Raw genomic sequence first — 12,743 nt, forward strand, 5'->3', positions numbered from 1 at the left:
TACTATACTCCTCTATTCTTTGCAAAACTAAGCTCACTCATTTGTTGCAAGCGTTTTGCAATAATAAGAGCATCTTTCAATTGTTTACGTTCATCTTTTCCTAGTGTCATTGGTGCTATCAAATTAGATAAAGGTTCTTCATTTCGCAGTTGAGAAATGTTTGCATGAATTCTAAAATAATGTAAATAATCCATCGCTAATTTAGCATTTTTCACATCTCTAGGATGAAACACTTCCATTTCCTGCAGTTTATTCAACCGTGCTATCGTACTAACTTCTTGAATTCCGTATCGGATCGCAAAAATTCGAATCCCATTTACAATTTGCATTAAAGCTGCTTTCTTAACATCTAAGGTTTTCATTTTACCTTTAAGAGAAATTCTCCCTATCGGATTAATAGGCACCCGAAATCGAATAGTATCTTTTGCAAGCATAATATGAAGAATTTTCCCTTGCTCTACAGGCTTTGTTATAAAATCCCTCAACTTTTCTGCTAGTTTGAAATCACCGTAAACCGGGCGATAATCGATGAAAATTGTAAAGTCTCTTACCTCTTCGGCATCTGTTTCCTTCACCCATCTTTTTACTTCGGCTTTCCACTCATTTAATTCTCTGCACCACTTACGTTCTCTTGCCATAATCCCACCTGAACATTCAGGAAACCCACATTTCACAAGATATTCGTTTACGATTGCAGCAAAATGGTGAAAGAACTCTTCTACCTCCTGTTTGTTTGGAAGATGCTGATAATTATCGAGAATAAGACCATTATCTTGATCGGTACTAAATGCTTGTTCCTTTCTTCCTTGGCTTCCCATGACAATAAAACAATAGTTAACTGGAGGTTTTCCGTATCCCTTTCGTTTCATCTCTGCTAATGCAAATCTAATCACTTGCCGATGAATATGATCATTGTAATTTGAGATAAACTCACAAACTTCCGACGGATGTGTCCGCTCATCGAGCAGCGCTTCCGTGAAAAGTAAAAAATCCATATTTTTTTTCGGAGATAGAGGAGCTAATTCTTTAATAGTCTTCGCATGCTGTAACCGATAGGACAAATTTATAAACTTGGAATCCTGCAGCTGAAGAAAAGATTCCGCCATCAATATTCCTACCACTCGTTCTCCGTTAAGGACGGGGACAATATCTATATAGTCATCTTTGAAAAATGTTAACACCTCATAGCTAAAGGCATTCTCTTGAATTGTATGCGGATTTTTTTCCATCCACATCGTAATACTATCCTCTTTATCTCCCTGAATGAGTCCACGGATAATTTGTTGTTGCGTAATTACCCCTTTTACCTCTTCTTGTTGATTAACCACAACTAGTCCCGCAACTGTCCACTCTGTGATCAGCCTAGCAGCATCTTTAAGAGATTTTTGGTCATCGATCATTCTTGCTCGATCCATAATAGAATGAACCCGTGTTCGGAAAAGACCGATATTTTCACTGTCCATATCATGACGTTCTTTCTTTATTTCGTCATATAAGGATTTCATTCTCTCGCCAATTCCTGAAAGAATCACGTCAGAAAACGATTGGTTTTCAGTCATCGTTCGTAACAGAATACTTTTGCGGAACTTCACTGTCTGACAATCCTCCAAGGCTTGGACGGAAAAATTCATTTGTCCACTAGCAAGTAAAATCATGACACCGATCAAGTCCCCAGGATAATAAAAACGAACAGAAAATTGTTCTCCACTTTCTCTGTGAAGGACATTCTTAGCTAATCCTTTTAGTAAAAAATAAACCTCTACTTCTTCATCTTCTTCATGAAACATAAATTCATTTTCTTGAAACTCTTGTGTTTCTGATTCCCTCATCAGTTCTTCAAACTGTTCTTCACTCAATAAGTCAAAAGGAAAAGACTGCCGAATGACATCATAATAAGCCTCCGTTTTCACCACTCTCGTACCCACCTTCTTTGATCTCTAACTTTTTTTCTAATCGATTTAAACGCTTGTTTAAATCAGTAATGTGTTTCGCCGTTTTCAAAGAAACGGAATGCATATTAGTTTGTTTTTTCCATTGAGAATATCCACTTTTAGCATAATTATACGCTTTATAAACATTTTTTTCTTCATGTTCCGCTAATTTAGCTAGTTCTATCCACACCTCTAAAGAAGGAAGAGAATGCTGGTTTAATGCCTCGATAAAATAAGACCTGGCTCCTTCTTTATCACCAAGCTTTTTCGTTAGTTTCCCTAAACGGAAGTACCCTTGACTAAAAGGTTTATTCATCGTTTCAATCGCTAATTTATAATGTATTTCTGCCCATTTATACTCAGATAATTTTTCAAACCAATCTGCAATATAGTAATGTTCCATCGGGGAAGTAGGTTTATCCTTCCACTGAAATAACCTCATGCAAATTTCTTGATATAAATAGACTAATGAACGAACATCCTGATCATTATGCTTGATAATTCCTGCTAAATGATGGGGATCCTTTTCATGTAAATACTCAAAGTAAAGGATCGGCGCCATGCTTCCGGGTATATCATCGATCCGCTTCATATTTAATTTATATTCTTCCACAATAGCCAATCTACATGAAGGCAATTCATGCTTCCATAACCGCCTGGCACAGTGAAGCAAATCGATATGCCCAAAGCTTGGTAGCTTCGGGAGTTCTTTGCGGATGAATGCGTGCCTCGATTTTACTTGCGGCCAATCAAACGATTTTCCGTTATAGCTTATTAAATAATCATCTTCACTAAAATCCTCTAAAAAACCGGAGAGGAATGCAGCCTCATTAGAGGGGTTCTCCAACAAATGTTGCGTCACCTCAATCCCCTCTTCTCTAAGTCTGGCATAACCAATCAGGAAAATTACATTCCCCGCTCCGGTCGACAGGCCCGTCGTCTCAGTATCAAAAAACAATAATTGATCTAATTTACGATTTTTAAAAGATAACGGGTGATCTGAGAGTCCTTCTTGTTCCCACAAACTCCTCATCTCTCCCATAACTCTTAACGTTTCTTTGTCTTTTGCTGATTCATAAGGATAGATTAGTCTTTTTCGATAAGACCTTTCCCCATCAAAATAAAAGGGTTCAAAACCTAATTCTTCGAAGCTTTCTTCTAGCGTACTCTTATCTATTTTGACTACTTTGCTAACCAAGGAAGTTTCCGTCGCATCATCTAACTGTAAGTGATTTTTCATACGTAAAAGTTTGGACTTCATGCTCATTCATTTCACCTACCCTTGCTTATGGCTCATTTATTTTAGTTTAACATGAGATAAACGACGAAGAGAAACCCCGCGCCGCTACCCATAAACCCTATTTAGTTAAGCATACCGCTATTCTTTCCTCCAACAGACTCATTTAACAGGTTCACTACCCATTTTTTTACCTGCTGACCTGCATCACTTCCGCCGATCCCGACACAAGATGGACATCCGTCACTACAGGGACATTTAGAGACATACGCTAGTGCATCCTGAAGTATCTCTTCAATTTGATCAAATAAACACTCACTTAATCCGATTCCACCAGGGTACCGGTCGTATAGAAAGACTGTCGGCCGCTGGGAATGAATGGCCTTCACTTCAGGAACAGCATGTAAATCTTTTTGATCACACATCACATGCACACAAGATACATGTTGCAATACATGAGCTAATCCCATCAAAACTTGCTCGACATGATCATCATTTTTACCCTCAAATACTTCCTCTGCAAAAGTCACCGCGATGCCATTCGAATGAAGTTCTTGTTCAGGTAAATGTATCGGACCAGAACCAATATTATCAAAGGTTTCTAATTTAATTTTTTTGAAGATTGTTGCCATCGCTGTGACCATCACATCTCCATATTGAATCTCATGGTTCCCCATCGGTCTTTTTTTATCAATTTCTAAAACCTTTAAGTTAACCGCTAAGTTAGCATCGGTAAAGTACTCTACGTCTACTTCACGGACAAATGCTTTTTTCTCATCCCAATCCAAATATTCTACTTGGTATTGAGTCCCCTCGTGTAAATAGATTGCTTCATCGTGGAGTAATGTCATCGCACTAAATGTATCCATTTCTCCAATGACCACATGTTTTTCTCTCACGGATTGATCAATGATCACAACATTTTCCTGTGCCGCTGACCGGAGACTGATGTTATGTGCAGGAAACGCTGCATTCATCCAGTACCATCGTTGATTATTCTCGTACAGAACCCGCTCTTCTGTTAAGTACTCTAATATCTCCTCTACCTCATGGCCATCGAAGGTCTCCCCGCGTTTAAACGGAAGCTCATAAGCTGCACACTTCAAGTGATCTACTAATATAATCAAATTATTTTTATTGATTCTAGCTGTTTCAGGAGATCCCCCAAAGAAAAACTCAGGATGCTGGAACAAGTATTGATCAAGAGGGCTAGAAGTCGCAACCATGATTACGAGAGATTCATCCTGTCTTCTTCCTGCTCTACCTGCCTGTTGCCAGCTGGACGCAATCGATCCTGGATAGCCGTTCATAACACATACTTGCAGCTGTCCGATATCAACCCCTAATTCAAGCGCATTCGTGCTCACAACGCCGATCGTATCTCCGCTCCGCAAGCTCCGTTCGATTTCTCGACGCTGCTTCGGCAAATACCCACCTCGGTACCCTCGAATGCTCTGCTTGTTAATCTCATGTTTCACGAGCTCCTGCAAATGACTCAAAATAATCTCTACACGAACACGACTACGGGCAAAAACAATCGTTTGAATCTTTTCTTTTAAAAATTTAGAAGCTATTTCATTCACTACTTTGGTAGAATTTTTACGGATATTCAATTGTTTATGAACAATAGGCGGATTGTAAAACACAAAATTCTTTTTCCCTTTTGGCGCACCATTATTATCAATTAACTGAACATGTTCTCCTATTAGTTCGGAAGAAAGCTCTTTTGGATTTGCTATCGTTGCCGATGTACAAATAAATGTTGGTTTACTTCCGTAATACGCACAAATACGTTTTAATCGCCGAATAACATTGGCCACATGAGAGCCAAATACTCCACGATACGTATGTAACTCATCAACCACTACCGTTTCTAAATTCTCGAACAAAGAAATCCATTTCGTATGATGGGGCAAGATTGCCGCATGCAGCATATCAGGATTCGTAATGACAACATGTCCCGCTTTTCTCACGACTTGTCGGATGCTAGCAGGTGTATCGCCATCATACGTGTAAGAATTCATCTCTACTTCCATTTCATCTATGATTTCATTAAGTTCTGCTTTTTGATCTTGAGCCAACGCTTTCGTCGGAAAAATATAGAGAGCTCTGCTGGAAGGATTGTTCATATGCTTTTGCAGCACCGGCAGATTATAACAAAGTGTTTTACCGGATGCTGTCGGTGTCACGGCAACGACATTTTCTCCTCGCATCACGCTAGTGTAAGCACTTTTCTGATGCGTGTATAGGTTATCTATTTTTCTTTGTTTTAAAGCATGAATAATCTTGCTATCTATCTCCGTTGGCATGCTGGCTGTTTTAGCCTCTTCTTCCGGAATCTCATGCCAATAGGTTACTTGCTTGTCGTTTCGTAATTCGGCTACTAATTGTTCTAACGTTTTTTTTCCAAACATGTCTGTCCTCCACTCTCTTATTTTCTATTATAGAGAATATACGTTCGGATTTCAAAACAAAAAAAGAATGCCTTAAAAGATCATGAGACCTTTTGGACATTCTTCGGTGAATAATTCTAAAAATCTTTTATTTAGGTGCGTGACTATCACCTGTTTTTTCAGCCTTGCGATAAAATAATCGTGATATTGTAATTCCGAGAGTTCCCAATAGTAAAAACAGAATCGCTCTGATTGCCATTGAAACAGCCGGAATATCGATCAAAATAACTTTTGCCAATGTGAAGAAGATCAAGGCCATTCCAAATATTCTTGTTATCTTATCGTTCTTATAAAAGCCGTATGCTACGAATAATACAGCATACATCAACCAAGACAATGACATGACCATTGGTTGCATCATCGAATCGGAAGTGGTTAAACCAGCCAGTTGAGAAACATAAACCAACCCTAACAAACTAATGAATACTTTTGCGAAAATGACTGCATTACGCTTCACATAATCACTATCATTAAATAGTAAATAGAGACTCGTTAAACTAGCAATTAACACTGCCCACGTAACCGTTTCTATCGAAAAAAAAGAAAAAATCGTCATAGAAAAAGTAAGTATCATCCCGATCGAGTAGATAACTGCCCCTATTACTGCTTGTAACTTTGATTTTAATCGTCCTGTTAAAAGAATGACGATCAAGCCTTCTACAAGGAGAAGAAGAGCAACAGAAGTCTCAAACATCTCCATGAAATAAACAAATAGTACAATGGCTGAAGAAGACACGAATAAAGCAGTTTTATGACTTTCTTCCTTTTTCAAATACAATAAAATCAGATAGAGTCCCACTAAACCTAATAGAACAACATTTGTCTCTACGGTATTTAAACTTGAAATAACCCAAATTGATGTTAGTACAGCTGTCGTTAATACAGGAAACAAGGAAGATTCCTTCGCTTGCTTTCTTATTAGTAGCATTCCAACTAACACAAGATGTTGCAACACAACCGCTCCAGTTAATAGTCTAACATCCGGTTCTACTTGGAAAATAGCATATGCCAGTAATGCAAATTGAAACCCATATGTGACGACGTAATATAAAATATCAAATTCCCGTTTAAAGGCTAAGGCTATGAAAGCCAGAAAAACGATGAATTCATAACCAAGAAAAAATGTAAGATTTCCTTCTTGTGATGCTAATAAAAACGGAACAATAGATGCACCAATGCTACTTATAATCCCAATCGATTGTGACTTTAATTGCACCGAAAACGTTAAGCCCGCACCTACGGTTAACACATGAAGAAGAAAAGCAATGATTAATGGAATGAACCCATACAACACATGCATCGCAAAAGTGCTTATAAACATCAACCCAATTGAGCCACCAACTAACACTTGCGAAAGAACAATGTGCTTCTTTAAATGCTGCTTCCATCCAAAAAATAATAAGACAATACTAGCTAAATATCCAAAAGCAACTCGGACGTACTCGTTTATGAGTCCTAATTCAGTTCCCGCTCTAAAAGCCCATATAACCCCAATTAATAATATAAAAATAAAAATTCTCGGCAACCAAACTTGACCTATCTCCTTTTCCCAATCTCTAGGCTGCTTATTTTCTTTAACTCCGGGAGTGACAACTTCATTTTTTAGTTTAGGCATGCTTTGACTTTTCAACGGTTTATCTTTTGTTTTTAAAAGTGCAATGTCTCCCTCTAATTGCCGAACCCGTTTTTCTAAATCAATGATCCTTTCTTCTGATTCCATCCCGTCACCCCCCAATCCACTATTATTACTCTAACTATCCGCGGCAATTATAACATTTTTTAGGTGAATTAGGGATATATTACTAATCTGTATGTTCGTTATAGTGTCAGACACTATGTTAATTGATAGTTATAGGCAAACCTCTATACAGGCTAGTAGGATATTACATACAAATAAATAGAGATGTTCTTCATCGTAACATTATGAGGAGGCTTTTTTATTGTTGTTAACTAGAGGGGGGTTAATTAATGAGTAAACAAGTGTTAGGAATACTGATGAATCGGCGTGTCTGGAAAAATGCTCGTAATGGGAAAGGATATGAGAAGGTTCGCCTATATTTAGAAGCAGCAAAAAAATATAACGTGGAGGTATGTTTCTTTAGTTTATCTAATATTAATGTTCGTAATGGAACAGTTTTAACCTATTTTAATCATAAGAATAAGTGGTACCAGCGGCGTGTTTCTATACCTAAAGTAATACACAATAGAGCCAAATTAAGTACGCATTACAGGAGAAATTTAGAAGTTATTGAGAAGAAATATAAGGTGATTTTTTATAATTCCTGGAATAATTACAGCAAGTTACAAATTCATAATATCTTAAATAAAAATACTACATTAAGACCGTTTTTACCCTCAACGCATTTACTCACTAAAGGAAACCTTTTATTGTATTCACATCTCCCCTCATTTTTTTTAAAACCAGATAAAGGTTCACTTGGTAAAGGAATAATTAAAGTAATTAAACACTCCCCTAACAGTTGGAAAATTCACTTCCCAGCAAAAAACAAGAAAAAAATAATTGAGGTTCAACACGGAAACTTATTTTTATTCATATCTAAATTTATTGGTAGAAAGAGATACATTATCCAAGAAACGATTAATCTGCAGACTTATCATAAACAGCCTTTTGATATTCGTGTCTCCATACAAAAGGATCAGATAGTAAAGTGGAGGGTTAGTGGAATGGTGGGAAAAGTAGCAGCTAAAGGAGCTTATTTATCCAATGTGCATCAAGGCGGTTCAACAGTTAAATTTGAACATCTCTTTCCTAACAATCAGCAAATGATTAGAAGAAATCTTTCTCAAATTTCACAGAATATTATACAACACTTAGACAAACATCTCCCCCTTTTAGCTGACGTTGGGATCGACTTTGGAATCGATAAAAGTGGAAAACCATTTTTTATTGAAGTGAATTTTAGAGATCAACGATACAGTTTTTTGAATGCTGGCATGAAAAGAACATTTAAATTAACATACGATTATCCAGTAGGGTATGGGAAATATCTTTTAGGTAGATAAACCATTAACATACCTCTTTACTATGCTATCCAACCTTTTCTTACGTCTGATGAGGAATTTAGATAGAACTTTTTTTTGAGTAGCCGTTAATAAATTTGCGGCTACTCCTTCTATAATTTCTTTAATGGTTTTGTTTGGCACAGCTTTGATCTCACGAATATAAGATGATAAGTGATCTTTGTTTATCAATAGATATTCTTTTAAGCCTCTTAAATTTCGATTATTATATTTGTCTATATCATTCCAATATGTACTATTCCATTTGTTTTTTTCCATATAAATGAACCATATAAGCTTAACCCATGATCAATTAAATAAAAATCGTATTTATTTTGCTTACCAGTTGGATACAAAACTATATTTCGACTGTTTCTATCAATATTTAAGATCCATACATCAAATATAAACATTTTGATTTACCTATGTGGTCGAATAACATGATTAAAAACGTTATTATATCGACTACTGAGACTTCTCCAATTAGTTAAAGACTTATCCTTCTTTTTTATAGATACAATACCAAATTTCCCTTTTATCTTTGCCAATTCTATTTGTGCAACTGGGTGTTTAAGCATTTTACCTAATTTAAAAGAGATATACTCATTTGCCGCTAAAGGACCGGTGTAACGTTTACTTAAGAGCGTTGGATTTTTAAAGTATCCCTTCTGCTTTGAATCGCTTATCTGCGTTACAAGCCACACATTCCCCACTTTTTTTCTTGCTGGAGTGAAATAGTGAGACTTTTCTTTTGTCCAAGGGGAAGACGCACTAGTTTTTATATAAAGTATGTACCTATTTGACAGATAATTAGAGTACTTAATTAGGAATATTATCCGTACAGACCAATTTCGACTAATGTAAAAAAAAGGTAAATGCTTATAACGAAGGTATTAGGGTAAAGTGTTGAGTGAAAATACTGGAGAAGTTAGCGATAACTCAAAACAAATTGGTAATATGCTGGAACTTATTAGAAAAATATCATCCCAGTCTAATATATTAGGTTTAAACGCAAATATTGAATCTGCAAGAGCTGGTGAGGCAGGTAAAGGATTTGCCGTAGTGGCTGATGAAATCAGAAAGTTATCTGACGGTACTAAAAAAGCTTCTGAAGAAATTTTCACCTTTACGACCAATATTCAAAATGGAGTAGAAGTACTTATTTTGTCTTTAGATGAGGTAAATTCTACTGTCGACGTAAACACCGAGATCGTCACTAAATTTTCAGAGGCTAATTCCAAGCTAACGATATTAAATGAACGGTTAACGGAATCAGTGAAAAGAATATTGACTTTATAATTCAAGTTCTTCCGGAAAGGTAAGATTTTAGTAAAGAGATATTTGCTCTTATTTATGGTGCTTAAAAAATAGAAGCAAAATCTCTTTACGATTGTGTATTACTCCCAATAAAAATTGGGTCACTTAACCGCTCCGCTATTAGGAGAAGTATTTCTTTTACGGTCTAATGCACGAATACCCTCAATAATTAAACGTACCAACCAGAATGCAAATGTAAGATAGGACAATGTAAAATAACTGTTCCATCCTTTACTGTATGTCACTAATTTCGTGTTCTTTTCTAACCACTTCTCCACTAGTACCATTGGTGTACTATAGAGGAAGACACTTGGTATTGTTTTTACGGCTTTCATTTTATAGGTGAATTGATTATAAAGCACACAGAGTAACGGAAATATGACATAAAGGAATACGATATTGGAGTCGAACGATTTAGGGAAATAGCGTATTGGATATTTCACAAATTTTTTCTTATTAACAGGCACATCTAAAAATGTACATAATAGTGATTTTAACAAGTAAATGAGAAACCAATCCTTTACTGGACCTTTTCGAAATAAAAATGCCAACCCTCCCATTGAAATCACGGTAATTACATGTAATATTGTTTTATCCTTCATAAGACACCTCCTGTTATATTAAGATGCCTTCTTATTACTGAAAATATGTTTAAATTCCAAGTATTCTTCTTGTAATTTAATTAATTGAATAATTAAGGGATTAAAATACAGCAGCCGATGATGCTGTGGCCGATGCGCGCCATGTAAAAAGCAGTGGGTTTACAATTCTTATCCCAAAGCTTAAAAAGCCAATCCATAAACAGGATCGGCTTTTGTTGTATAGAATCATTTATCTAGCTTATATCGCATTACGAACATATATTCACTTTATAATTCATCTATAGATTTCGGTCATCCATTCTACAATGCCCATGTTTTTTTCACTCCGCAGGTCATCCACATTATGGTGTCCAATAATGTCACCATCTTTAATAGCAATCACTTCGTCTAAGATCATTTCAATTTCTTTTATTTCATGAGTCGTAATAAGAATAATTTGATTTTCTAGATCTATGAACGAAATTAAGCCTTTTACGATGGAATCCCTGACCATTGGATCCAGTCCGGAAAGTGGTTCATCCATTAAAATGACTGGTACTTCACGTGACAAGGTAAGTACGATTTTTAATCGTCCTCGGTTCCCTTTCGAGAGATGTTTCAGTTTAGAATCGCGGTCTAATTTCATAAATTTCCGAATTTCCTCGGCTTTTTCTTTGTTAAAGTCTTGGAATTGAGTGGCAAAAAAGTCAATTGTTTGCCCAACATTATAAAAACCGTAATATTCATCCAGTTCTGACAAGTATGAAACTTGATTAGCAATAAGACGGTCCACTTTTACCTCATTTACAGTAACATTCCCTTTTGATGGATGAGTCAGACCCGCAATTATTTTCAAGATTGTCGATTTTCCGCTTCCATTAGGGCCGACAATACCTATAATCTTTCCTTTTGTTAGTTCCAAATCAACATCATACAACGCTCTGTTTCTCATATACATTTTAGTGACACGGTTTAGTTTAATCATTGCTCAGTATCCCCTTTCTCGTCTCGTAGAAATGCTGTTACTCCGAATTGGATTTCCTTACCGTTATAACCCATCTCGTGCATCCGTTCCACGAAACGAGAAATTTCCTCTTTTTTTAAATATTCTCTTAACTCACTTAGAACTTCTTTATTCTCGGTAACAAACGTCCCTTGTCCCCTTCTAGTCTCTACAATACTTATTCCCTCTAACTCTCGATACGTCCTTTGCACTGTGTTTGGATTAACATTCGATTGTATCGCCATATCCCGAACTGATGGCAATTTATCATTAGGTTTTAGTTCTCCTCGTAATATTTGCCGGTTAATCCGATCGGCGAGCTGCCGATAAATAGGCTGTGATGAATGAAAACTATCTTTCATTTTATTTACACCTCAACTTTTCGATCGAGTATCCAGCAACTAGCAAAAAATAAAATGACTGTTTGAATAGCATCAAACAGATAGGTGCCTAAATAAATAATTAACTCACTTGTTTCACCTGTAATATCTGCACCCATTTCAAGGTTGAAGTTTACACTGGCACTAGACAATATATCACCTAAATTAATAGATCCCCACATCGTTAGCGTGTCATATAAAGCTGAAGACGTAACCCAGCCATATAAAAAACCATTCAGAACCATAAATAGTAGAAAAGATAGTGCGAAGCTGGCAAAGTTGCCAAGTGTACGAGTAAATAACAAGAAAATCATCCAGAAAAATAAAAACAAAACGGCAAGATTAATTGCTAACAATAAAAGGTGAATACTACCTAAAAATCCAAGTTCCATGACATATGTCCAAGGAATTTCAATAGGAATAATTTTCGTCGAGTTTAATGCAAGTAAAAATGTCGTTCCAGTGATGATAAACGTTACAGCCATAGTAGTAATTGCTGCCACCAGCTTTGCTAATATTAATTTATAAGCTGGCATTGGGTTGTGCAGCCATAAATGCATCTTCTTCTTTTCTGTCGAAAGGCTATGAATGAAGTAATACACTAAATAAAATACTTGAATTGCTGTCGCAGCAAAGGCAACGGCAGTTATTGTTTCCCCTAAAAACCCGTATCTATTCCCGAAGTAAGCAGAAATAGCTACTATTATAAAAAAGGCAACGATGGGCATGATGAATGCCGGTAATCCGAGACGTAATTCTTTTTTTGTTAAGTTTAACCAAGCGGTCATTTTAATACCTCCAACTAAATATATTTTTTATC

At 36.3% G+C, this 12,743-nt stretch carries 11 protein-coding genes; 2 read left to right on the plus strand and 9 right to left on the minus strand.

What is annotated here, in order from left to right:
• Window positions 1-2: 2 nt before the first annotated feature.
• The 4 genes from CEF18_RS09020 to CEF18_RS09035 form a co-directional block, all read right to left on the minus strand.
• Window positions 3-1,913, minus strand: a complete 1,911-nt coding sequence (locus tag CEF18_RS09020) for a DUF294 nucleotidyltransferase-like domain-containing protein (protein WP_110936157.1) — start codon at window positions 1,911-1,913, stop codon at window positions 3-5.
• Window positions 1,888-3,198 carry a ribonuclease H-like domain-containing protein gene (locus CEF18_RS09025; RefSeq protein WP_110936158.1) on the minus strand — a complete coding sequence of 437 codons (1,311 nt, stop codon included), beginning with the start codon at window positions 3,196-3,198 and terminating at the stop codon, window positions 1,888-1,890. The genes CEF18_RS09020 and CEF18_RS09025 overlap by 26 nt, the downstream gene beginning before the upstream one ends.
• 95 nt (window positions 3,199-3,293) lie before the next feature.
• The gene (locus tag CEF18_RS09030; protein WP_110936159.1) at window positions 3,294-5,582 is read right to left on the minus strand and encodes a DEAD/DEAH box helicase; all 2,289 of its coding nucleotides are present in this window, start codon (window positions 5,580-5,582) and stop codon (window positions 3,294-3,296) included.
• A gap of 127 nt (window positions 5,583-5,709) precedes the next feature.
• Entirely contained in the window at window positions 5,710-7,341 is a 1,632-nt protein-coding gene (locus tag CEF18_RS09035) for a DUF2339 domain-containing protein (RefSeq protein WP_110936160.1), read from the minus strand.
• Between the two features lie 248 nt (window positions 7,342-7,589).
• On the opposite strand from CEF18_RS09035, the gene CEF18_RS09040 reads away from it, so the two are divergent.
• On the plus strand, window positions 7,590-8,645 hold the full coding sequence (locus CEF18_RS09040; protein WP_110936161.1) for a YheC/YheD family endospore coat-associated protein: 1,056 nt from the start codon (window positions 7,590-7,592) through the stop codon (window positions 8,643-8,645).
• Here CEF18_RS09040 and CEF18_RS09045 read toward each other — a convergent pair.
• Window positions 8,634-8,921 (minus strand): hypothetical protein, encoded by a 288-nt coding sequence (locus CEF18_RS09045; RefSeq protein ID WP_110936162.1) that lies wholly within the window; start codon window positions 8,919-8,921, stop codon window positions 8,634-8,636. The two genes, CEF18_RS09040 and CEF18_RS09045, sit on opposite strands and share 12 nt — an antisense overlap.
• Before the next feature lie 627 nt (window positions 8,922-9,548).
• Here CEF18_RS09045 and CEF18_RS09055 point away from each other — a divergent pair.
• Window positions 9,549-9,941: a methyl-accepting chemotaxis protein gene (locus tag CEF18_RS09055; protein ID WP_317624102.1), complete on the plus strand. Its 393-nt coding sequence runs from the start codon at window positions 9,549-9,551 to the stop codon at window positions 9,939-9,941.
• A 119-nt stretch (window positions 9,942-10,060) separates the two neighbouring features.
• On the opposite strand, the gene CEF18_RS09060 is transcribed toward CEF18_RS09055, so the two are convergent.
• From CEF18_RS09060 to CEF18_RS09075, 4 genes are all read right to left on the minus strand, one after another.
• Complete coding sequence (locus CEF18_RS09060) at window positions 10,061-10,561, minus strand: CBO0543 family protein (protein WP_110936165.1); 501 nt, start codon at window positions 10,559-10,561, stop codon at window positions 10,061-10,063.
• 274 nt (window positions 10,562-10,835) lie between these two features.
• Window positions 10,836-11,525, minus strand: coding sequence for an ATP-binding cassette domain-containing protein (locus CEF18_RS09065; protein ID WP_110936166.1), 690 nt, complete (start codon window positions 11,523-11,525; stop codon window positions 10,836-10,838).
• Entirely contained in the window at window positions 11,522-11,905 is a 384-nt protein-coding gene (locus CEF18_RS09070) for a GntR family transcriptional regulator (protein ID WP_110936167.1), read from the minus strand. The genes CEF18_RS09065 and CEF18_RS09070 overlap by 4 nt, the downstream gene beginning before the upstream one ends.
• A 5-nt stretch (window positions 11,906-11,910) precedes the next feature.
• Window positions 11,911-12,711: a hypothetical protein gene (locus CEF18_RS09075; protein ID WP_110936168.1), complete on the minus strand. Its 801-nt coding sequence runs from the start codon at window positions 12,709-12,711 to the stop codon at window positions 11,911-11,913.
• Window positions 12,712-12,743: the final 32 nt, after the last annotated feature.

Source organism: Salipaludibacillus neizhouensis (assembly GCF_002886185.1).
GTDB lineage: Bacteria > Bacillota > Bacilli > Bacillales > Salisediminibacteriaceae > Salipaludibacillus > Salipaludibacillus neizhouensis.

Excerpts from the sequence above, each read along its gene's own strand:
- CEF18_RS09025 (WP_110936158.1), bottom strand. The coding sequence starts at position 3,198 with ATGAGCATGAAGTCCAAACTTTTACGTATGAAAAATCACTTACAGTTA.
- CEF18_RS09030 (WP_110936159.1), bottom strand. The coding sequence starts at position 5,582 with ATGTTTGGAAAAAAAACGTTAGAACAATTAGTAGCCGAATTACGAAAC.
- CEF18_RS09035 (WP_110936160.1), bottom strand. The coding sequence starts at position 7,341 with ATGGAATCAGAAGAAAGGATCATTGATTTAGAAAAACGGGTTCGGCAA.
- CEF18_RS09040 (WP_110936161.1), top strand. The coding sequence starts at position 7,590 with ATGAGTAAACAAGTGTTAGGAATACTGATGAATCGGCGTGTCTGGAAA.
- CEF18_RS09045 (WP_110936162.1), bottom strand. The coding sequence starts at position 8,921 with ATGGAAAAAAACAAATGGAATAGTACATATTGGAATGATATAGACAAA.
- CEF18_RS09060 (WP_110936165.1), bottom strand. The coding sequence starts at position 10,561 with ATGAAGGATAAAACAATATTACATGTAATTACCGTGATTTCAATGGGA.
- CEF18_RS09065 (WP_110936166.1), bottom strand. The coding sequence starts at position 11,525 with ATGATTAAACTAAACCGTGTCACTAAAATGTATATGAGAAACAGAGCG.
- CEF18_RS09070 (WP_110936167.1), bottom strand. The coding sequence starts at position 11,905 with ATGAAAGATAGTTTTCATTCATCACAGCCTATTTATCGGCAGCTCGCC.
- CEF18_RS09075 (WP_110936168.1), bottom strand. The coding sequence starts at position 12,711 with ATGACCGCTTGGTTAAACTTAACAAAAAAAGAATTACGTCTCGGATTA.